Raw genomic sequence first — 20,643 nt, 5'->3', positions numbered from 1 at the left:
CGTCACTCGATGCGCGCGCAAACAGTCGCGCGCAGCCCCGACTTGCCGGCGAGCACGCGACAGGCTGCAGGGGCGCGGCGCCCACAAGCTGCTGCAGGCCATCAGCATTCTCCAGGCCGCCCGAGCAGACCTTTGATCCGCGTCGGCAAGCCCGTCCGCCTGGAATGCGGAGCGCGCAACGGGCGCCTATGCCGATCCCGTTCCGACATGCCCAGGGCGGGGCGACAGGCAGCACACCGCTTTGTTGCAGTGCATGGTGACAAAGCCTGCCGGTCGCTATACACCTGGCGCCGAAATGGTAGCGCTATCAGTCGGCTGCCTTTCGCGACATGCGGGTGAGCTGGAGGCAGTGCGCCGGGCAGGGGGCCGGGCGCGGTGCGGGGTGACGAAGACCGTTTCACCAGGATCGTTTGCAGAACAGGGCAAACGGACGCTGCCGTTTGTGGGCGCCCGTTTGGCTGGGAGGCGGGCGCTTCGTCGAGTTCGAGCGCGCATGCAAGCTGCAGAAGTCGGTAGTGCCGCATCCGCCACCTGCGGAGACGGATCGTGACGTACGCCGGGAGCGGCCAGCTCGCGGTTGTTCCCATTCCGATGCTGAGGACCCGTCAATGAGCATGAAGTTCAGGCGTTTGAAGTCGACGGCAATGTTCACCTTCGTGGGAGGTGTGCTGATCATCAATCCCGCGTTCGCACAGCAACCGTCAACGCCGCCCTTGAGTGCGGACACGCGAGCCGCGTCCGCGCCGCAGGACGCCACGACGCTCGATGCGGTCGTCGTCAGCGGCATCCGCAACAGCCTCAGCCAGGCGATGGACACCAAGCGCGAGGCGGCGGGCGTGGTCGATGCGATCAGCGCCGAGGACATCGGCAAGTTCCCCGATACCAATCTCGCCGAGTCGCTGCAGCGCATCACCGGCATCTCGATCGAACGCCGCGATGGCGAAGGCGCGCAGGTCACGGCCCGCGGCTTCGGGCCACAATTCAACATGGTCACCCTCAATGGTCGCCAGGTGCCCGGCGCCGACGCCTTCGGCGCGGCCGGCCAGGTCGCCATCGGCGGCGTGGACGGTGGGACGCGCGCGTTCAACTTCGCGCAGTTGGCGGCCGAATCGATCAGCGGCATCGAGGTGTACAAGACCAGCCAGGTGCATGTGCCGAGTGGCGGCATGGGCGCCACCATCAACATCCTCACCGACCGGCCCTTCAACCACACCGGCATCGTCGCCAGTGCCGGCGCCAAGGCGGTCTCCGATCGCAGCCAGCTGTTCGACGACGATCTGACGCCCGAACTGTCGGGCATCTTCAGTTACACCAACGCCGACCGGACCTTCGGTGTGGGCTTGAGCGGCAGCTACCAGAAGCGCAAGGGCGGCTCGGTGCAGGCCACGGAGAACTACTGGAACGTCCAGCCGTGGACGGGCACGATGCCGGGCAATCCGCAGGTGACCAATGCGCCGGGCGTCGGCGACCTCTACGCACGCCCCAACGACCTGCGCTACGCGTTCTCCGAGTTCGATCGCGAGCGCATCAACGGCCAGGCGGTGCTGCAGTTCGCGCCCACCGACAGTCTGACCCTGACGCTGGATTACACCTACTCCACCAACGAGATCACCGAAAATCGCGGCGAGCAGGGCATGTGGTTGCAGAACAGCGACTACACCCACGTCGAGTTCGACACCTCCGGCGCGGTGGCCACGCCGATCTACCTGCGCGAAATCGCCGGTACCAAGGACTTCGGCCTCGAGCAGCAGCGCAGCATGCAGAAGTATCGGCTGGGCTCGCTGGGCTTCAATGCGGTCTGGGACGTCAACAGCGATTTCCGGCTGAGTTTCGACGCGCACAACTCCAAGACCGAGAGCCTGCCCAATGATCCGCTGACCGGCGGCGGCTCGATCTTCATGAGCGTGGCGGGCACCAACAACTGCACGACCGGGCCACATTGCGGCGGCTCGTGGGTGCAGGAGCTGGTCTTCAACAACGGCCTGCCGATTGGCACCCAGACCTGGTATCCGACGACCGCCGACGCGATCGCCGGCACCAACGGGGTGGTCAATCCCGGCTTCGTCGCCGGCGAGATCGGCTCCCAGGTGCTGCGGGTCAATGCGCAGACCCAGGTCAGCGAGATCGAGCAAGCCCGACTCGACGGCGAATGGATGTTCGATCAGGGCCGCTTCCAGTTCGGCGTGGATTCCAGCACCGCGAAGACCCACCGTCTGCAGGCCGCCGAGGCGTATTCGACACTGGGCGACTGGGGCGTGGCCAATGTCGATGCGGATGTGGCGGGCGGCCTGATGGATCTGTTGCAGCCGCTGGACCTGGTGGGGCTGTTCCACGGGCGCAGCATCAGCAGCTGGCCGGCCTGGCGCGGCGATGCCGGCGCGCTCGCGCAATGGGCGCGGGGGCAGTACGGCGTCGGCCTGGGCGTGAGCCCCCAGAACGCGGCGGACAACCGGGTGGAGGAGAAGACCCGCTCGGCCTACATGCAGGTCTCGCTGGACGGCGAACTGGGCGGCTTCACGACCAATACCCGCATCGGTGTGCGCTACGAGACCACCGATGTCGTCTCCACCTCGGTCATCGCCACTCCCGAGGCGATCGAGTGGCAATCCAACAACGATTTCCGCATCGTGTTGTCCGACGAGCTCGAACCCTTCAGCGAGTCGAGCAGTTACAGCTACATCCTGCCGAACCTGGATTTCAGTATCGACTTCACCGACCAGCTCAAGGGCCGGGCCTCGTTCGGAAAGAGCATTGCGCGCGCACCCTACGGCAATCTCTACGCAGGCCCCGGCGCGCAGCAGCCCTTCGGTTCGGTCTTGCTGGACCCGTCCAGCCGGGCGAGCGGCAACGCGCAGAATCCTTCGCTCAAGCCGCTGGAGTCGGACAATCTCGACTTCGCGCTGGAGTGGTACTTCGCCGAATCGAGCTACGTCTCGCTGACCTACTGGCACAAGTCGGTCAGCAATTTCGTCGGCAACACGGTGAGCCAGGAATCGCTCTACGGCCTGACCGACCCGACCTCCGGCCCCGACGCCCAGGCCGCGCTGGCGTTCCTGCAGAGTGCGCAATGCCGCGAGCAGGTGGGGCCGGCCAACGCGGCCGCGTGCTCGGGCAACGACACTTCGCTGTTCACCGCGCTGGCGCTGCTGCGCAACGATCCGGCGGGGCTGGGGGCGTTCAACGGCACCGGCGCCCAGGCGCTGGCGACCGAGGCCGCCTACGATCTGTACGGCACGCCGGACGATCCGCTGTACCTGTTCAACGTCAACCGCCCGATCAACCAGAACCAGTCCAAGCTGCACGGCTGGGAGCTCGGCGGCCAGTACTTCTTCGGCGACAGCGGGTTCGGGATCCTGGCCAACTACACCGTCGTGCAGGGCGATGTCGGCTACGACGATGGCGGCGACCCGGGCATCGACCAGTTCTCGCTGACCGGGCTGAGCGATACCGCCAACGTCATGTTCATGTACGAGAAGTTCGGCTGGTCGGTCCGCTTGGCCTGGAACTGGCGCGACGAGTATCTGATCCTCGCCAACCAGGGCGCCAGCCGGAACCCCTACTACGTGGAGGCCTACCAGCAGTGGGATCTGAGCGTGAACTACGCGCTCGACGCGCACTGGTCGTTCGGGCTGGAAGCGATCAATCTGACCAGCGAGGAGGTGCGTTGGCACGCGCGTACCGATCAGCAGATCATGAAGCTGGCCGACCAGCGTCCGCGCTACATGCTGGGGGTGCGCTACAAGTTCTAGAGGCGCGGCGTGGCGTCGCAGGTTTCGATACCGCACGATGGAGAGGTGATGGCGCGTTACGAACTGCTCAACAACGTGGCGCACAAGGATCTGCGTGTCGCGACCGGCTTCGGCGCGCAGTTCGGCGACGACGTGGGCATGGTGCCGGCGTTCCCCAGCGAGTACGCCGAACTGCAACGCGAGTACCCGATTTTCTTCCGCAAGGATGCGGACGGGCAGTGGGGCTCGGTGGCGTTGCTGGGATTCGAACAGCGGGAGAACCTGTACCTGCGTGACGGCCGATGGAACGCCGCCTACCTGCCCGGCGCCGCGGCGAAGGGGCCGTTCCTCATCGGTTTCCAGGAGCAGCGCATCGATGGCGAGCTGCGCCGCGAGCCGGTGATCCATGTCGACCTCGATCACCCGCGTGTGAGCACGGACGAGGGCGAGCCGGTGTTTCTGCCGCAGGGCGGCAACAGCCCGTACCTCGATCATGTCGCCGGCGTGCTGCGCGGCATCCGCGACGGGGTCGCGTTCGGCGCGGCCATGCTCGCGGCCTTCGATGCGCTAGGGCTGATCCAGCCGGTGACGCTGGCGGTGGACCTGGACGAGCGCCATCGGGTGGATGTCGCGGGTCTGTACAGCATCGACCGCGAGGCCCTGGCGTCGCTGGACGGACCGGCGCTGGCGCGATTGAACCAGGCGGGCTATCTGGAAGGGGCGTATCTGGTCCTGGCCTCGCTGCATAACGTGCGCCGGCTGATGGCCGAGAAGCAGCGCCGCCTGCGCGAGCAGGATGCCGCGATGCCACGCGCGGACGCCTGAGCGCATGCCGTCGGCCATGCGCGCAATCGAGGTTCGCGACGCGGCCGCGCTGCCGCTCGATACGCTGGTGTCCGAGGGGCAGCCGGTGCTGCTCAAGGGGGTGGCGCGCGACTGGGGGCTGGTGCGTGCGGGCGAGGCGTCCACCGCCTCGGCCATGGCGTATCTGCGCGGCTTCGACACCGGCCGGCCGGTGCCCTATTCGTTCGGCGCTCCCGCGATCCAGGGGCGCCCGTTCTATACCGAGGACTTCACTGCTCTGAATGTCGAGGTCCGTCGCGGTGGACTCGGCGAGGTCCTGGATGCGATTGCGGCCCATCTCGACGATCCGCAGCCGCCGACCTACTACGTCGCCTCGTTGTCGGTGGCGGGCGCCTTGCCGGGCTTCAGCCAGGAGAACGATCTGCGTCTGGCCGACCGCGGTGTCCCTGCGACGCCGGGCATCTGGATCGGCAACCGGGTCGTGGCCTCCTGTCATTACGACGTGCCGGACAACCTGGCGGTCTGTGCCGTGGGCCAACGTGCATTCACCGTGTTCCCGCCCGAGCAGATCGACAACCTCTACCCGGGACCGCTCGATCCCACGCCTGGCGGGCAGGTCGTGAGTCTGGTCGACTTCGACCGGCCCGACCCTGCGCGCCATCCGCGCTTTCGTCAGGCATTGGCCCATGCGCAGACCGCGCTGCTGTCGCCGGGCGATGCGATCTTCATTCCCGGCATGTGGTGGCACCACGTGCGCAGCCTCGCGCCGTTCAACGTGCTGGTCAATTACTGGTGGCGCAACGCGCCGGCGTTCCTGCCATCGCCGGTGTCTTCGCTCTACCACGCGCTGTGGGCGATCCGCGACCTGCCCGAGCGGGACAAGGCGGCCTGGCGCCATGTTTTCGATTACTACGTGTTCGGGCCGAGCGCGCACGCGGGCGGGCACATCCCCGAACAGGCGCGCGATGTGCTGGGGCCGATCGACGAAACGCGGGCGCGACGCATCCGTGCCTTGTTGCTCGGCCAGTTGAACCGGTGAGCGGATAGAGAGGCGAGGCAATGGACGAGCACCAGGGGCCGCCTGGCCGGATACGCAAGGTGGTGATCGCCGGAGGCGGTACCGCGGGTTGGCTGGCCGCGTGTGCGCTCGCCCACCAGTTCCGGGACCGGTTGGACATCACGCTGGTGGAATCCGAGCAGATCGGCACGGTGGGCGTGGGGGAATCCACTGTGCCGCCGATCCGCACCTTCCACCGCTTCCTGCAGATCGATGAGCAGGCGTTCCTGCGCGCAGTGTCGGGCACGTTCAAGCTCTCGATTTCGTTCGAGCACTGGCGGCGGCCCGGCGATCGCTACATCCACCCCTTCGGTGCCACAGGACAGGGGACGTGGGCCGCGGCCTTCCATCATTTCTGGCTCGACAGCCTGCGCCGCGGCATGCCGTCGGAACTGGGCGACTTCTGCCTGGAGACGCTCGCTTCGCGCGCCGACCGGTTCTCGCTCGACACCGATCCGCAGGTCAACTACGCCTACCATCTCGACGCCGGTCTCTATGCGAAGTTCCTGCGCGCGCAGGCCGAGCGCCATGGCCTGGTGCGCATCGAGGGCCGGATCGAAACGGTCGTGCGCCATGCGATCAGCGGCCATGTCGAGGCCCTGGTGCTGGATGGGGACCGGCGGGTCGATGGCGACCTGTTCATCGATTGCACCGGCTTTCGCGGTCTGCTGATCGAGCAGACCCTGCAGACCGGGTACGAGGACTGGAGTCAGTGGCTGCTCTGCGACCGGGCGGTCGCGGTCCAGACCGAGCCGGTAGGTCCGCCCGTGCCGTACACACGCGCGATCGCGCATGAGGCGGGCTGGCGATGGCATATCCCGTTGCAGCATCGGGTCGGCTGCGGTCTGGTGTTTTCCAGTCGGTACATGTCCGACGATCAGGCGCAGGCCAAGCTTTTGCGCGACGTCGGCGCGCGGCCGTTGCGCGATCCCTGGGTGGTGCCGTTTCGGACCGGACGTCGGCGCCGGGCCTGGAACGGCAACGTGGTCTCGCTGGGCCTGGCCAGCGGTTTCATCGAACCTCTGGAATCGACCAGCCTGCACTTGACCATCAGTGCGGTCGTGCGGCTGATCCAGCTGTTCCCGTTCGAGGGCATCTCACCGACGCTGGTCGAGCTGTTCAACGCGGTCAGTCGCGCGGAGATGGAACACGTGCGGGATTTCATCATCCTGCATTACCACGCCACCCAGCGCGACGAGCCCCTGTGGGCGGCGTGCCGGGACATGGCGCTGCCGCCATCGCTGGAGGCCCGGCTGCAGGCCTGGCGCGAGCGCGCGCATGCCTGGCAGGGCGCCGATGAGCTCTTCCGGGTCGATTCGTGGACGCATGTGCTGCTGGGGCAGGGCATCGTGCCCCGGCAGCATCATCCTCTGGCGCGTGCGCTGCGCGACGAGGACCTGCGTCATTTGCTGCGCGCGATCCGCGAGCCGGTCGAGCGTGCGGTCGAGCAGATGCCTTCCCAGCAGGCCTACATCGATCGCTACTGCAAGGCAGATGCGGCGGTGTGGGGCACGCGATCCGTGGTGCGGTAGGCGGATCGGCAGAAGAACAGAAAGAACGAAGCCGCGGCTGAGCCGCGGCTTCGTCGTTCATCCATTGCCGGCGTGTCGGCTCAGAAGCGGAAGGTCACACCCGCCATCGGGCCGTGGACCTTCAGGTCGCCGGTCAGCTTGCCTTCGTACGGGTAGGGGCCGGCGGCGACGCCGTCGGGGGCGCGCGCCGTCCCCTTGTACTCATCGGAAAGCTTCAGGCGGAACCAGTCGTAACCGGCATGGATACCGAAGCGCTCGGTGACCATGTACTCGACGATCAGGCCGCCGCGCTCGAAGTGGCCGCGCTCATCCAGGAAATCACCCCAGCGGGTATCGAGGTACTGGGCTTCCAGGCCGACGGTCCAGCGCTCGGCTGGGATCCAGGTCAGACGGGTGTGCAGGCCCGGCGAAAAGCCGTCACGCTTCCAGCGGACGGTCTCGAACTGCGGGTCCACAAGGTCGGTGCCTTCGGACGCGCCGTTGGCGAATGCCTCGAGCTCGGCGTAGGTGACGCCCAGACCCAGGCCCCACTGGAAGCTGTCGTTCTTGACCACGCTGTACTCGTAATTGAGGCTGGCGAGGCTGAACGACAGGCGGCCGTCGATGCGGGCGGCGGGGATGTCGATCTGTTCGCCGCTGCCGCCGATCGTGCCGGTGTCGAGTACGGTGCCGCCGTAGTTCCAGGTCTCGTCGCGGCGATAGTCGTAATAGTTGCCGACCAGCGCCTGGCGGTCGCTGATGCGGAAACCGAACGCGCCGCGCGGGCGCCATTCGCGGCCGGTGCCGAAGGTCTCGTTGAAGCCGAAGGTCGCCTCGTCGGTGCCGTCGGTGACGGTGCCGTTGCCCGAGAACCCCAGCTTGGCCTCAGGGTTGAATGCGCTCACGCGCAGGACAAAGCGATCATCGCGGCTCTGGGCCTGTGCGGGCATCGCAAGCGTGGCCAGAACCACGGCGGCAGGCAGGGCGGCCAGAGCGAGGGTGCGGAAGGGCTTGGGGGACATCGGCATGCCAAGGTCGTGGGAGAGGAGACGATGGTCGGTAAGTGAAGGTCTTGCCGGCGTGAAGTGATGACGCGAATAACGAATGGTCCGTTCATTGATGTCCCGGTCGGCCAGCTTCTGGAGATTGAGCTGGACTGGCGACCGGCGCGTTGTGCCGGCCGGACCGATTCGTAAATCGAAGCAGGCGCGCCCTGATTCACGAAAGCAGGGAAATCTTGCTTCTGCAGGCGATCATGGCCCCTGCCTTCGGATCGCGCGTCGCGCTGGCAGGGTATTGCTCCCGGCTCGGTCAGCCCGCTCCGCGGTCCGGCCCGGCGAAGCACGCCGGTCGTTCGTGCGGGCTGCGCGGCATGCCGCGCAAGCAGCCCACTCTCACCCATGGCTGACTCGCCGTCGCGGGCCATCCGTGGCCCGCTATCGCAATCCCCAACCAGCACGACGCACTGGGGCCGAAGGTGCGCGACTTCTTCAACGTGCGACTCTTGGTCTACTCGAAGACAGGATGCAAACGTCCACGGCAGCCGACTGGCGGCCGGTGGCCGCGTCGAGCGCGCCACGGATGGCGTGCGCCCGAGTCAGGACAGGGTGAGCATGGATGGCGCGCTCGGCATGCCGCGCATCCATGCGAACGCCACGCGTGCTTCGCGTGGCCGGACCGCGAAGCGGGCCTGACCAAGGGGAGAGCGGCTTTCGGCTGACAGGCTGCTGCCTATCCGAAGTGGAACTCCCGTTCAGCCCTTGAGAAGAACCAAAAAAGAGCCCCGGCGGCGGGCCAGGGCTCGGGTGGCGATCTGCGGACACGACCGACGAGGAAAGTACGGCAGATCGGGCACGATAAGTCGGACCCTGCTGACGGGCACAAGTTCCGCCCGGTTGCCAAGAAAATTATGAATGGGGCCGGGCATTTGCCGGCGTCGGTCCCCAGCCGGGAGCGGGACCTTCGCCGGTTGTGGGTCAAATGGCTCCGCTGCTATACTTTTGCGGCTCGACGGGGCCGTTTCGACGCGTTCCGTGTCCCTCAGATGCCCAGGATCCTGATGTGTTGACATCCGTCGCTGTCGGTCGGCGGCTGGCACAGCGCGCACTCGTCTGGCAGGCGGTGGCGGTCGCGGTGACGGCCCTGGCCTTCCTTGCAAAGGGTGGCGCCTGGGCGCTGGCGGCTGTACTGGGCGGCGCGGCGATCGCGATCGGCGGCTGGCTGTCGAGCGTGATTGCGCTGGGGGGCGGGGTCAATCCTTCGGCAGGCGCGCTTGCGCGGCTGCTGGCGGGAATGGCGCTGAAGTGGGTCGTGGTGGTGGCCGTGTTGCTGCTGGGCACAGGGATGGTGGGCTTGCCGCCGGTTCCGATGCTCGCCGGGGTCATCGTCGCGCTCTTCGCGCAATTGCTGGCGATGGCCCGGCCTCCGGCCGGTTCCTGACACTTGGGCACTGAATTTCAAACACAGGCAGGTCTTCGATCTTATGGCGGCTGATTCGGAACTGACCCCAACCAGCTACATCCAGCATCACCTGCAGAACCTCACGGTCTCGACCGGCGAGGGCGGCTTCTGGACGTTGCACCTGGACACCCTGATCACCGCGCTGCTGATGGGCGGCCTGATGGTGCTGATGTTCTGGATGGCGACGCGCAAGGCCACGTCCGGCGTGCCGGGCAAGTGGCAGGCGTTCGTCGAGATCTGCCTGGAGTTCGTCGACAAGCAGGCGCGCGACACGTATCACGGCACCAGCAAGCTGGTGACGCCGATCGCGATCACGCTGTTCTTCTGGATCCTGCTGATGAACCTGCTGAAGATGATCCCGGCAGACTTTATCGCCAAGCCGCTCGAACTGGCCGGCGTGCATTACTGGAAGCCGGTGCCGACCGCCGACGTCAATGCGACGCTGGGCCTGTCGATCAGCGTGTTCTTCCTGACGGTCTTCTTCGCGCTGCGGTCCAAGGGCCTGGGCGGGTTGACCAAGGAGTTCCTGACCGCGCCGTTCGGCAAGTGGATGGTGCCGTTCAACCTGATCCTCAACATCGTCGAGTGGCTGAGCAAGCCGATTTCGCTGGCGATGCGACTGTTCGGCAACATGTTCGGCGGCGAGATCGTGTTCCTGCTGATCTGGGTGCTGGGCGGCGCCGGCCTGCTGGGCATGCTCGGCAGCGGCGTGCTGGGCCTGGGCTGGATGCTGTTCCATCTGCTGGTCATCCCGCTGCAGGCCTTCATCTTCATGATGCTGTCGATCGTCTACCTCAGCCTTGCCGAGGACAGCCACTGATCGGCGGGCGACACCCGGTTTCGTTCCACCATTTGTCTCAATCCCAGTTCCACCCTTAACAAGCAATCCGTTCCGGAGAAAACAATGGAAATCGCACTGACCTCGTTTGCCCAGATCCAGGCTTCGACCGTTCTGGCCGTCGGCATCATGATCGGCCTGGCCGCGCTGGGCGCAGGTCTGGGCCTGGCCATCATGGCCGGCAAGTTCCTCGAGTCGGCCGCGCGTCAGCCCGAGCTGATCCCGGTGCTGCAGGTCCGCATGTTCATCACCGCCGGCCTGATCGACGCCGCGTTCATCATCTCGGTCGCCGTCGGCCTGCTGTTCGCGTTCGCCTCGCCGTTCGTCGGCCCGATCGCCGCCCAGATCGCCGGCTGATCCGGACGAGCGCAGGCGCTTTCCGATGCGGCCGGCCTACGGCCGCATCGGCGATGACAGCGGGCATGCATGCATGCCCGACCCTTCACGACAGGCAGCCACAAGCCCATGAATATCGGTCTGACCCTAATTGCACAGGCGATTGCGTTCGCCGCCCTGATCTGGCTGATCGCGACCAAGATCTGGCCGCCGTTGCTCAATGCCATCGAAGAGCGCCAGAAGAAGATCGCCGAAGGCCTGGCCGCCGCCGACAACAGCCAGCGCGCGCTCGCGCAGGCGCAGGAAACCGCCAACGAGGAACTCAAGGCCGCGCGTGCGAAGGCCAATGAGATCATCGAACAGGCGCACCAGCGCGCCAACCAGATCGTCGATGCCGCCAAGGCCGAAGCCGTGACCGAGGGTCTGCGTCAGAAGGCACTGTTCGACGCCGAGCTCCAGGCATCGGCCACCCGGGCCCGTGAGGATCTGCGTCGCCAGGTATCGCTGCTGGCGGTGACCGGCGCCGAGCGCCTGCTCAAGCGCGAGATCGATGCCGACGCCCACAAGGCGCTGCTCGACGAACTCGCTGCCGAGATCTGAGGCCGACACGATGACGCTGACGATCGCCCGTCCCTATGCCCGCGCCGCGTTCGCGATCGCGCGCGACGCCGGCCGGTTTGCACCGTGGTCGGACGCGCTGGCGTTCTCGGCGCGCATCGCCGCCGATCCGCAGGCCGCCACGGTGCTGGGTCACCCGGCGCTGGCGCATGCCGATGCCGTCGCGCTGCTCGCCCCCGAGGGGGCGGACGAGGCGTTCGCCTCGTTCCTGGCGCTGCTGGCCGAGAACGGCCGGCTGCCGCAGCTGCCCGAGATCGCCGGACTCTACGAGCAACTGCGCGCCGAGGCCGAACACGTGGTGCTGGCCAAGATCACCTCGGCCACCGCGCTGCCCGACACCGAGGTCGAGCAGATCCGCAGCGCGCTCAAGCGCCGCTTCGGTCGCGAGGTCCAGGTCGAGACCGCGGTCGACGACTCGCTGATCGGCGGCGCGGTGATCGCGGCGGGCGATGTGGTGATCGACGGCTCGCTGAAGGGCAAGCTGGCGCGCCTGCAGTCCGCGCTGGCGCACTGACACGAATTTCAATTGCAACGCCGGCGGCGACGCCGACACAAGGGAATCCCCGATGGCTACCACGCACCTCAATCCCTCCGAGATCAGCGAGCTGATCAAGTCCCGCATCGAGAAGGTCAAGCTGTCCGCCGAGTCGCGCAACGAAGGCACGGTCACCAGCGTGTCCGACGGCATCGTGCGTCTGCACGGCCTGGCCGACGTGATGCAGGGCGAGATGATCGAACTGCCCAACGACACCTTCGCGCTGGCGCTCAACCTCGAGCGCGATTCGGTCGGTGCGGTGGTGCTGGGCGACTACGAGCACCTGCGCGAAGGCGACGTGGCCAAGACCACCGGTCGCATCCTCGAAGTGCCGGTCGGTCCGGAGCTGCTGGGCCGCGTGGTCAACGCGCTCGGCGAGCCGATCGACGGCAAGGGCCCGATCGACGCCAAGCTCAGCGCGCCGGTCGAGCGCGTGGCGCCGGGCGTGATCTGGCGCAAGTCGGTCGACCAGCCGGTGCAGACCGGCTACAAGTCGGTCGACGCGATGATTCCGATCGGCCGTGGCCAGCGCGAGCTGGTCATCGGCGACCGCCAGACCGGCAAGACCGCGATGGCGATCGACGCGGTGATCAACCAGAAGAACACCGGCATCAAGTGCGTGTACGTGGCGATCGGCCAGAAGGCCTCGACCGTCGCCAACATCGTGCGTCGCCTCGAAGAGAACGGCGCGCTGGCGCACACGATCGTCGTCGCTGCGACCGCGTCCGAGTCGGCCGCGATGCAGTACATCAGCGCCTACTCGGGCTGCACGATGGGCGAGTACTTCATGGACCGCGGCCAGGACGCGCTGATCGTCTATGACGACCTGTCCAAGCAGGCGGTGGCCTACCGCCAGATTTCGCTGCTGCTCAAGCGTCCGCCGGGCCGCGAAGCGTATCCGGGCGACGTGTTCTACCTGCACTCGCGTCTGCTCGAGCGCGCCGCGCGCGTGTCCGAGGAGTACGTCGAGAAGTTCACCAATGGCGAGGTCAAGGGCCAGACCGGCTCGCTGACCGCGCTGCCGATCATCGAGACCCAGGCCGGCGACGTGTCCGCATTCGTGCCGACCAACGTGATCTCGATCACCGACGGCCAGATCTTCCTGGAAACCGACCTGTTCAACGCCGGCATCCGCCCGGCCGTGAACGCCGGTATCTCGGTCTCGCGCGTCGGTGGCTCGGCGCAGACCAAGATCATCAAGAAGCTTTCGGGCGGCATCCGTATCTCGCTGGCGCAGTACCGCGAGCTGGCGGCATTCGCACAGTTCGCCTCCGATCTCGACGAAGCGACCCGCAAGCAGCTCGAGCGCGGCCAGCGCGTCACCGAGCTGATGAAGCAGAAGCAGTACCGGCCGATGTCGATCGCCCATCAGGCGCTGTCGATCTATGCGGTCAACGAGGGCTACCTCGACGACGTGCCGGTCTCCAAGATCCTCGCGTTCGAAGAAGGCCTGCATGCCCACTTCGACAACACCGACGGCGCGCTGATCGAGAAGATCAACGCCTCGGGCGGCTGGAACGACGAGATCGAGGCGGCGTTCAAGAAGGGCATCAGCGAGTTCAAGGCCACCGGCTCCTTCTGAGCCGGCGGTGGTGATGCGTGATGGGTGATGCGTAACAGCAACAACAGGTGCGTGACGGCGCGCGATTCGCTTCTTCGAATCGCGATGTCCCGATCACGAGTTGCCGCAAGCGGAGCGAGCTAAATGGCTGGTGGACGGGAAATCAAGACCAAGATCAAGAGCGTGCAGAACACCCGCAAGGTGACGCGCGCGCTGGAGATGGTCTCCGCATCGAAGATCCGCAAGGCGCAGGACCGCATGCGGTCTTCGCGCCCGTACGCCAATGCCATGCGGCAGCTGATCGGGCATCTGGCACAGGCCAGCTCCGAGTTCCAGCATCCCTACCTGGTCGAGCGCGAGATCAAGCGGGTCGGCTACATCGTCGTCTCTTCGGACCGCGGCCTGGCCGGCGGCCTGAACAACAACCTGTTCCGCAAGCTGCTCGGCGAGATCCGTCAGTGGCAGGACAAGGGGGTGCAGGTCGATGTGGTGACGATCGGCCAGAAGGCGACGGTGTTCTTCCGCCGTCTGAAGGTCGACATGCTCGCCAGCGTGACTCACATCGGTGACACTCCGGAAGTCGAACAGCTGGTCGGCATCATCAAGGTGATGCTCGATGGCTACACCGACGGCCGCCTGGATCGGGTGTTCCTGGCCTACAACCACTTCGTCAACACGATGACCCAGAAGGCCAGCTTCGATCAGCTGCTGCCGCTGCCGGCCTCGGAAACGAAGGTCGTCAAGCACGACTGGGATTACATCTACGAGCCGGACGCCGAATCGGTGCTCGGCCACGTCCTTACCCGCTACATCGAATCGCTGGTCTATCAGGCAGTGATGGAGAACGTGGCCTCCGAGCACGCGGCGCGCATGGTGGCGATGAAGGCCGCCAGCGACAACGCGACCAAGCTGATCGACACCCTGAACCTGGTCTACAACAAGGCCCGCCAGGCGGCGATCACGCAGGAAATCTCCGAGATCGTCGGCGGTGCGGCAGCGGTGTAACGCGAGTCCCTTCGCAACAGCCCGCACATCGATGTGCGGACTTTCCAAACAAGCAGCGACGCGTTCGCTCAGAAAATTTCAGAGCTAGAGGTTCTCACCATGAGTCAGGGCAAGATCGTTCAGATCATCGGCGCCGTCGTCGACGTCGAGTTCGCGCGCAACGAGGTACCGAAGGTCTACGACGCACTGAAGGTCGACGGGACCCAGATCACGCTGGAAGTGCAGCAGCAGCTCGGCGACGGCATCGTGCGCGCGATCGCGCTCGGTTCCACCGACGGTCTGAAGCGCAACCTGGTCGCCGTCAACACCGGTCGCGGCATCGCGGTGCCGGTCGGCACCGGCACGCTAGGCCGGATCATGGACGTGCTGGGTCGCCCGATCGACGAAGCCGGCGATGTGCAGGCCTCCGATCACTGGGAAATCCACCGTGCGGCGCCGTCGTACGAGGACCAGGCTTCGACCACCGAGCTGCTCGAGACCGGCATCAAGGTCATCGACCTGATGTGCCCGTTTGCCAAGGGCGGCAAGGTCGGCCTGTTTGGCGGCGCCGGCGTGGGCAAGACCGTCAACATGATGGAACTGATCAACAACATCGCCAAGGCGCACGAAGGCCTGTCGGTGTTCGCCGGCGTGGGCGAGCGGACCCGCGAGGGCAACGACTTCTACCACGAGATGAAGGACTCCAACGTCCTCGACAAGGTGGCGATGGTCTACGGCCAGATGAACGAGCCGCCGGGCAACCGTCTGCGCGTCGCGCTGACCGGCCTGACGATGGCCGAGTACTTCCGTGACGAGAAGGACGAGAGCGGCAAGGGCAAGGACGTGCTGCTGTTCGTCGACAACATCTACCGCTACACGCTGGCCGGTACCGAAGTGTCGGCGCTGCTGGGCCGCATGCCGTCGGCCGTGGGCTACCAGCCGACGCTCGCCGAGGAAATGGGCGTGCTGCAGGAGCGCATCACCTCGACCAAGTCCGGTTCGATCACTTCGATCCAGGCCGTCTACGTGCCCGCGGACGACCTGACCGACCCGTCGCCGGCGACGACGTTCGCCCACCTCGACTCGACGGTGACGCTGAGCCGCAACATCGCCTCGCTGGGCATCTACCCGGCGGTCGATCCGCTGGACTCGACCAGCCGCCAGATGGACCCCAACGTCATCGGCAACGAGCACTACGAGACCGCGCAGCGCGTGCAGTCCACACTGCAGAAGTACAAGGAGCTCAAGGACATCATCGCGATCCTGGGCATGGACGAGCTGTCGGAAGAAGACAAGCAGGCCGTGTCGCGCGCGCGCAAGATCGAGCGCTTCTTCTCGCAGCCGTTCCACGTCGCCGAAGTGTTCACCGGCTCGCCGGGCAAGTACGTTCCGCTCAAGGAGACGATCCGCGGCTTCAAGGGCATCGTCGACGGCGAATACGACCACCTGCCCGAGCAGGCGTTCTACATGGTCGGCAGCATCGACGAGGCGGTCGAGAAGGCGAAGAAGATCGCCGCCTAAGCGGCGATCTTCGGTGAATCGGGGTGGGTGCGCGGCGAGCATTGTTCGCCTTCACCGATCCCGCATCACGAACGTAAGTTGAGCGAGCAAAGCGAGCCAAGCCCATGAGCACCATCCGTTGCGACATCGTCAGTGCAGAGGCCGAGATCTTCCACGGCGAGGCGACCCTGGTCGTCGCCACCGGGGAGCTGGGCGAGCTCGGCATCGCGCCGCGCCACGCGCCGCTGATCACCCGCCTCAAGCCCGGCAAGGTCGTGGTCACCCAGCCCAATGGCGAAGTGCTCGATTTCGCGATCGGCGGCGGCATCCTCGAGGTGCAGCCCCAGGTCGTGACGATCCTGGCCGATACCGCGATCCGCGCCGATGACATCGACGAGGCGGCGGTCAAGGCGGCCAAGGACGAAGCCGAGCGTGTGCTTGCCGGCCGTGGCGAGGCGATGGACGTGGCCGAGGCGCAGCAGAAGCTCGCCGAAGCGGTCGTCCAGCTGCAGGCACTCGAGCGCCTGCGCAAGACGCTCAAGCACTGAGCCGCTTCGCGGGTCATTCGTTCGAAGACGCCGGCCCTCGTGCCGGCGTTTTTCTTTGCGGGCGTGCTTGGGATCCGACGCGCAGCTAGCGCTTGTACACCCACTGCCGCGAGACCACGAAGCCGAGTGCGCCCAGTGCGGCCTCGACCAGCGGCTTGGCAAGCCACGCCCAGTGCCGACCGAGATAGTCGTCGATGTGGCCGATCGCCCAGGTGCTGAGCACCGTCATCACCCCCCACATCACCACGAAGCGCAGCAACTGCGCCCGATTGGGGCCACGGCCATCGGCGCCGAAAGTGAAGCGCCCGTTCAACCAGAACCCCATCAAGGCGCCGCAGATTCGGCCGATCACGTTGGCCTGGCGGACCGGCAGTCCGGCCTGGCTGAGCGCGACCATCACCGCCCAGTCGAGCAGCCATTGCAAGCCGCCGATCAGCAGGTAGCTGCCGCCCTGTCGCTTCAAGCTCATCGCACGATCACTCCTGCCCGCGCCGCCACAGCGCGATACCATTGAGGCTGCGGACATGGACCGCACCGCTCGCGGCCAGACCGGCGCGCAGGGCCGGGGACGCGTCGGCCTCGGTGACCAAGATCCAGCGCGCATCGGTGTCGGCGAATACCCGTCGCCACGCGTCGCCGGACGGATCGGCGTCGGCGGCCAGCCGCGCGGCAGCGAGCGTCGGTGCGTGGAGCGACATCAGCCGTCCGCGACCGGCGAGTTCGGCGATGTAGCCGCGCTGGGGATCGGTGGCCAGCACGATGCCGTCGTCGTCGGGGAGCCCGGCGATCAGCGTCCGCTCGGCGACGTAATGCGGCAGCACCGCCGAGGCATCCCCCGGTGCGCGCAGGGTGCGCTTGAGTGCGGCGCTGTGGTGGGTCCATCCCGCGTTGGCCTGGAACGCGAGGTTCAGCGCGCACAGCGCAACGATGCCCCAGCGCCAGGCCCGGTCGCCGACCTGGGCGCGACTGCCGGGCAGGCAGGCGACGATCAGCAGCGCGATGCCTGGATAGGCATAGCGCGCGTACTGCATCGGCAGCAACGGCAGCAAGGCGACGCCAGCGACCGCGAGCGCAAACCCCCGCGTCGCACGCCGTCCAAGTGCGAGCAGCCAGGCGCCGGCCAGCCCGATCAGCAGAAAGCCGGCGCCGCCATCCCAGGCTTCGACGTAGCGGCTGCTGGCGAATGTGAGCTGCCAGGGCAGGCCGAGGCCCAGTCCTGCGTGCCAGCGGTCGTCGCCCATGTTCTCCGGGGGATGGAATGGCGATTGGAACACCGCATTGAACAGCGGCAGCACCGGATTGCCGGTATGCCACCAGGCGTTGGCGTAACTCGAGCCGGCGATCAACAGGCCGGCCGCCAGCGCCACCAGCCAGTGCTGCGCGCTGGCGCGCGGCAGGCCACGCATGCTCGCCCACACCAGCAGCGGCAATGCCGAGAGCGCATGGATCGGCTTGAGCGCAGTGAGCGCCGCCAGCAGCAGCGCGGCCGCCATCAGCCGCGGCCCGTCGTCGTCGCGATGGGCAAGCACCGCGCCCAACGCGAACAGCACCGCCATCGCCGGCAGTTCGGTCTGCATGCCGGCGGTCAGCCAGACCAAGGGCGGGAAGCTCGCGAACAGCGCGATTGCCGCGTTGCGCTCCAGTGGCGTTGCGCCCAATGCGCGCGCGCAGCCGCCCAAGGCGACGGCCGCGGCAATGAGCCAGAATGCGTTGAGCGCGCCGCGCGCTTCCTGGCCGGCAATCAGCCACGCAATGCCTTGGCCGATATCGCCCAACCACGGTGCGAACGCCCAGACACCATGCTGGGGCGCGGCTTGGTAGTGCGCATGCAAAGCCAACTGCGCGGGTAGATTGAGATGGTAGGTGAGGTCATCCATCTGCATCGTCGGCAACCATGTGCCTGTCGATGCCAGCCCCAGCAGCATCACGCTCCATGCCAAGGCGCGGGGGGACTCGGCGGCAGCGTCGCGCCACGCGCTCGTGGATGCGCGCAGCTCGGCGACCAAGGCCTTGCGGCCGAGCACGACGAGCGCCGCCAGTGCGACCAGCCACACCGGCGCGTGGTGGATCGGCAGCGCGAGCAGCCAGCCCGTGACGCCGGCGATCGCTGCATAGCCGAGGATCGCCGCGATGGCCGCACGTGCGGGAAGCCGGGCCGGCACCCAGCGCAGCCCGGTCGCCATCGCCGCAAGCGCGAGCAATGCGACTGCGAACACCGGCCTGGGCCCCGCGAACAGGAGCAATGCGCCGCTCCAGACTGCGACCAGGGCCGATGCCCAACGCCAGCGAAGCCAGCGCACGGCCGGCCAAGCCAGGGCGGTGGCCACCAACGCCAGCGCCAGGGCGAGTGCGAAGCGTTCCCAGGGCAGCTGCGCCCACAGCCCGTGGGCCGCGATGCCGATCGCGACCAGGACGGGGCCGGCGGCCCAGACCAGGGCCGCCCAACGTTGCGGCCCACCCGCGGTGGCGGGGGCTCGGGAACGGAACATCGCAGGTCCTAGAGGCACGGGCGTCGATTATCATCGAACCCCCGCCAGGTTTCGAACGCCATGACCGCTCCGCTGCACGTCGTCATCCTCGCCGCAGGCGAGGGCAAGCGCATGAAGTCCTCGCTGCCCAAGGTGCTGCAGAAGATCGCCGGCAGGCCGATGCTCTGGCACGTGGTCGCGGCGGCGCGCGAACTTGAGCCCGCGGGCATCCACATCGTGTACGGTCACCGCGGCGATCAGGTGCAGGCGGCCTTCGCCGATCAGGCCGATCTGCAGTGGGCTGAGCAGCGCGAGCAACTGGGCACCGGGCATGCGGTCCGCCAGGCGATGGACGCGGTGCCCGACGGGGCTCAGGTGCTCGTGCTCTACGGCGACGTGCCGCTGCTGCGCGCGCAGACCCTGCGCGGGTTGGTGGCGGTCGAGGGCCGGCTGGCGGTGCTGGCGGCCGAACTCGAGAATCCGACCGGCTACGGCCGCATCGTGCGCGATCCCGAGGGCCACGTCGGTGCGATCGTCGAGCACAAGGACGCCGATGAAGAGCAGCGCCGGATCGGCCTGGTCAATACCGGCATCCTCGCGGCCGAGGCGACCGCACTCAAATCCTGGCTCGCGCGGCTGTCGTCGGACAATGCGCAGGGCGAGTACTACCTGACCGATGTGTTCGCGATGGCTGCCGACGAGTACAGCGCCGCGCAGATCATCATGGTCGACGACCCGCTCGAGGCCGAAGGCGCCAATGATCCCTGGCAACTGGCCCAGCTCGAGCGTGCGTGGCAGCTGCGTGCGGTGCGGGCGCTGTGCCAACGGGGCGCCCGGTTCGCCGATCCTGCACGCGTGGATATCCGCGGCGAGGTGGTCGTCGCGCCGGACGTTGAAATCGACGTCGACGTGGTGTTCGAGGGCCGCGTCGAACTGGGCGAGGGGGTGCGTATCGGGCCGTTCTGCCGGCTGCGTGACGTTGGCCTGGCCGAAGGCACCGAGGTCCGCGCGCATTGCGACCTGGACGGCGTGCGTGCCGAGGGCGCCGTCACGATTGGTCCATTCGCACGGCTCCGCCCGGGCACCGTGCTCGCCGACGGTGTGCACGTGGGCAACTTCGTCGAGACCAAGAACGCGACCCTTGGCGTCGGCAGCAAGGCCAACCATCTGACCTACCTGGGCGACGCCGAGGTCGGGGCCGGCAGCAACATCGGTGCCGGCACGATCACCTGCAACTACGACGGCGCGAACAAGTCCAAGACCGTCATCGGCGACCGTGCGTTCATCGGCTCCAACGCCGCGCTGGTCGCGCCGGTGCGCATCGGCCATGACGCCACGACCGCCGCCGGCTCGGTGATCACCGCCGATGTACCCGACGGCAAGCTCGCTGTTGCGCGGGCACGGCAAAGCCTGATCGAAGGCTGGGCGCGCCCGGTCAAGCGCCCACGCTGATCCGGTGCACGGCCGCCCGCGTGGCGCGGCGGCCGCGCGGGCGCGATCGGCGCCGCCATTTGCAGTGCTGCAACGGTGCTGCGATCGATATCGTTCGAGCGTCGGAGCCCGCCGATCGAGGCCGCATGGCCGCTTGCCGCGGCTCCCTGCTCAGCGATGTGAGTTTTCCGTGAAATAAATGGTGAGCAAGCGTGCGTGTATCCCCGCGCGCCTTGCCGTCTAATGCCGGCCGTTGTCCAGGGG

General features: G+C 67.0%; 17 protein-coding genes. 14 read left to right on the top strand and 3 right to left on the bottom strand.

From position 1 onward, the window contains the following. Nucleotides 1–608: 608 nt before the first annotated feature. Genes WAF18_RS07935 through WAF18_RS07920 form a run of 4 tightly spaced genes read left to right on the top strand, consistent with a single transcriptional unit; the run spans nt 609 to nt 7,121 of the window. Complete coding sequence (locus WAF18_RS07935) at nt 609–3,749, top strand: TonB-dependent receptor (RefSeq protein WP_337244615.1); 3,141 nt, start codon at nt 609–611, stop codon at nt 3,747–3,749. A 48-nt stretch (nt 3,750–3,797) separates the two neighbouring features. Beyond that, a complete protein-coding gene (locus WAF18_RS07930; protein ID WP_337244614.1) occupies nt 3,798–4,553 on the top strand; it encodes a SapC family protein in 756 nt (251 codons plus the stop codon). Nucleotides 4,554–4,557: 4 nt separating this feature from the next. Next, nucleotides 4,558–5,571 (top strand): cupin-like domain-containing protein, encoded by a 1,014-nt coding sequence (locus tag WAF18_RS07925; protein WP_337244613.1) that lies wholly within the window; start codon nt 4,558–4,560, stop codon nt 5,569–5,571. 20 nt (nt 5,572–5,591) lie between these two features. Continuing rightward, nucleotides 5,592–7,121 (top strand): tryptophan halogenase family protein, encoded by a 1,530-nt coding sequence (locus WAF18_RS07920; RefSeq protein ID WP_337244612.1) that lies wholly within the window; start codon nt 5,592–5,594, stop codon nt 7,119–7,121. An 80-nt stretch (nt 7,122–7,201) separates the two neighbouring features. Here WAF18_RS07920 and WAF18_RS07915 read toward each other — a convergent pair whose 3' ends face one another. Continuing rightward, nucleotides 7,202–8,122 carry a hypothetical protein gene (locus tag WAF18_RS07915; RefSeq protein WP_337244611.1) on the bottom strand — a complete coding sequence of 307 codons (921 nt, stop codon included), beginning with the start codon at nt 8,120–8,122 and terminating at the stop codon, nt 7,202–7,204. A 1,039-nt stretch (nt 8,123–9,161) separates the two neighbouring features. Between WAF18_RS07915 and WAF18_RS07910 the strand changes: the two genes are divergently transcribed. The 9 genes from WAF18_RS07910 (at nt 9,162) to WAF18_RS07870 (ending at nt 16,480) form a co-directional block, all read left to right on the top strand. Further along, on the top strand, nt 9,162–9,539 hold the full coding sequence (locus WAF18_RS07910) for a hypothetical protein (RefSeq protein WP_183427996.1): 378 nt from the start codon (nt 9,162–9,164) through the stop codon (nt 9,537–9,539). A gap of 43 nt (nt 9,540–9,582) precedes the next feature. Beyond that, nucleotides 9,583–10,380, top strand: a complete 798-nt coding sequence (gene atpB, locus WAF18_RS07905) for a F0F1 ATP synthase subunit A (protein WP_337244610.1) — start codon at nt 9,583–9,585, stop codon at nt 10,378–10,380. A gap of 84 nt (nt 10,381–10,464) precedes the next feature. Further along, nucleotides 10,465–10,755, top strand: a complete 291-nt coding sequence (gene atpE / locus WAF18_RS07900; protein WP_183427994.1) for a F0F1 ATP synthase subunit C — start codon at nt 10,465–10,467, stop codon at nt 10,753–10,755. 108 nt (nt 10,756–10,863) lie between these two features. Beyond that, on the top strand, nt 10,864–11,334 hold the full coding sequence (locus WAF18_RS07895; protein WP_183427993.1) for a F0F1 ATP synthase subunit B: 471 nt from the start codon (nt 10,864–10,866) through the stop codon (nt 11,332–11,334). A gap of 10 nt (nt 11,335–11,344) precedes the next feature. Then, the gene (locus tag WAF18_RS07890; protein ID WP_183427992.1) at nt 11,345–11,866 is read left to right on the top strand and encodes a F0F1 ATP synthase subunit delta; all 522 of its coding nucleotides are present in this window, start codon (nt 11,345–11,347) and stop codon (nt 11,864–11,866) included. A 52-nt stretch (nt 11,867–11,918) separates the two neighbouring features. Further along, nucleotides 11,919–13,469 (top strand): F0F1 ATP synthase subunit alpha, encoded by a 1,551-nt coding sequence (atpA, locus tag WAF18_RS07885; protein WP_183427991.1) that lies wholly within the window; start codon nt 11,919–11,921, stop codon nt 13,467–13,469. A gap of 123 nt (nt 13,470–13,592) precedes the next feature. Beyond that, nucleotides 13,593–14,453, top strand: coding sequence for a F0F1 ATP synthase subunit gamma (gene atpG, locus WAF18_RS07880; protein WP_183427990.1), 861 nt, complete (start codon nt 13,593–13,595; stop codon nt 14,451–14,453). A gap of 99 nt (nt 14,454–14,552) precedes the next feature. After that, on the top strand, nt 14,553–15,953 hold the full coding sequence (gene atpD / locus WAF18_RS07875) for a F0F1 ATP synthase subunit beta (RefSeq protein WP_183427989.1): 1,401 nt from the start codon (nt 14,553–14,555) through the stop codon (nt 15,951–15,953). 104 nt (nt 15,954–16,057) lie between these two features. Then, nucleotides 16,058–16,480, top strand: coding sequence for a F0F1 ATP synthase subunit epsilon (locus tag WAF18_RS07870; RefSeq protein WP_047137719.1), 423 nt, complete (start codon nt 16,058–16,060; stop codon nt 16,478–16,480). Nucleotides 16,481–16,565: 85 nt separating this feature from the next. Here WAF18_RS07870 and WAF18_RS07865 read toward each other — a convergent pair whose 3' ends face one another. Together WAF18_RS07865 and WAF18_RS07860 are read right to left on the bottom strand one after the other, a co-directional pair. Then, nucleotides 16,566–16,949, bottom strand: a complete 384-nt coding sequence (locus tag WAF18_RS07865; RefSeq protein ID WP_337244609.1) for a GtrA family protein — start codon at nt 16,947–16,949, stop codon at nt 16,566–16,568. Between the two features lie 7 nt (nt 16,950–16,956). Continuing rightward, nucleotides 16,957–18,969 (bottom strand): hypothetical protein, encoded by a 2,013-nt coding sequence (locus WAF18_RS07860; protein ID WP_337244608.1) that lies wholly within the window; start codon nt 18,967–18,969, stop codon nt 16,957–16,959. Between the two features lie 60 nt (nt 18,970–19,029). Between WAF18_RS07860 and glmU the strand changes: the two genes are divergently transcribed. Then, nucleotides 19,030–20,400 (top strand): bifunctional UDP-N-acetylglucosamine diphosphorylase/glucosamine-1-phosphate N-acetyltransferase GlmU, encoded by a 1,371-nt coding sequence (glmU, locus tag WAF18_RS07855; RefSeq protein ID WP_337244607.1) that lies wholly within the window; start codon nt 19,030–19,032, stop codon nt 20,398–20,400. Nucleotides 20,401–20,643 lie beyond the last annotated feature (243 nt).

The sequence above is a fragment of the Luteimonas sp. gir genome (assembly GCF_037198055.1).
Taxonomy (GTDB): Bacteria; Pseudomonadota; Gammaproteobacteria; order Xanthomonadales; family Xanthomonadaceae; genus Luteimonas; species Luteimonas citri_A.
The sequence above is the reverse complement of the archived record's forward strand: the minus strand, read 5'-3'. Positions and strand labels throughout refer to the sequence as shown.

What these genes read in the sequence shown, in the direction of transcription:
- WAF18_RS07865 (WP_337244609.1), bottom strand. Translation starts at nt 16,949, where the DNA reads ATGAGCTTGAAGCGACAGGGCGGCAGCTACCTGCTGATCGGCGGCTTG.
- WAF18_RS07935 (WP_337244615.1), top strand. Translation starts at nt 609, where the DNA reads ATGAGCATGAAGTTCAGGCGTTTGAAGTCGACGGCAATGTTCACCTTC.
- WAF18_RS07925 (WP_337244613.1), top strand. Translation starts at nt 4,558, where the DNA reads ATGCCGTCGGCCATGCGCGCAATCGAGGTTCGCGACGCGGCCGCGCTG.
- glmU (WP_337244607.1), top strand. Translation starts at nt 19,030, where the DNA reads ATGACCGCTCCGCTGCACGTCGTCATCCTCGCCGCAGGCGAGGGCAAG.
- WAF18_RS07860 (WP_337244608.1), bottom strand. Translation starts at nt 18,969, where the DNA reads ATGTTCCGTTCCCGAGCCCCCGCCACCGCGGGTGGGCCGCAACGTTGG.
- WAF18_RS07920 (WP_337244612.1), top strand. Translation starts at nt 5,592, where the DNA reads ATGGACGAGCACCAGGGGCCGCCTGGCCGGATACGCAAGGTGGTGATC.
- WAF18_RS07890 (WP_183427992.1), top strand. Translation starts at nt 11,345, where the DNA reads ATGACGCTGACGATCGCCCGTCCCTATGCCCGCGCCGCGTTCGCGATC.
- WAF18_RS07870 (WP_047137719.1), top strand. Translation starts at nt 16,058, where the DNA reads ATGAGCACCATCCGTTGCGACATCGTCAGTGCAGAGGCCGAGATCTTC.
- atpE (WP_183427994.1), top strand. Translation starts at nt 10,465, where the DNA reads ATGGAAATCGCACTGACCTCGTTTGCCCAGATCCAGGCTTCGACCGTT.
- atpB (WP_337244610.1), top strand. Translation starts at nt 9,583, where the DNA reads ATGGCGGCTGATTCGGAACTGACCCCAACCAGCTACATCCAGCATCAC.
- WAF18_RS07895 (WP_183427993.1), top strand. Translation starts at nt 10,864, where the DNA reads ATGAATATCGGTCTGACCCTAATTGCACAGGCGATTGCGTTCGCCGCC.
- atpG (WP_183427990.1), top strand. Translation starts at nt 13,593, where the DNA reads ATGGCTGGTGGACGGGAAATCAAGACCAAGATCAAGAGCGTGCAGAAC.
- atpA (WP_183427991.1), top strand. Translation starts at nt 11,919, where the DNA reads ATGGCTACCACGCACCTCAATCCCTCCGAGATCAGCGAGCTGATCAAG.
- WAF18_RS07930 (WP_337244614.1), top strand. Translation starts at nt 3,798, where the DNA reads ATGGCGCGTTACGAACTGCTCAACAACGTGGCGCACAAGGATCTGCGT.
- WAF18_RS07915 (WP_337244611.1), bottom strand. Translation starts at nt 8,122, where the DNA reads ATGTCCCCCAAGCCCTTCCGCACCCTCGCTCTGGCCGCCCTGCCTGCC.
- atpD (WP_183427989.1), top strand. Translation starts at nt 14,553, where the DNA reads ATGAGTCAGGGCAAGATCGTTCAGATCATCGGCGCCGTCGTCGACGTC.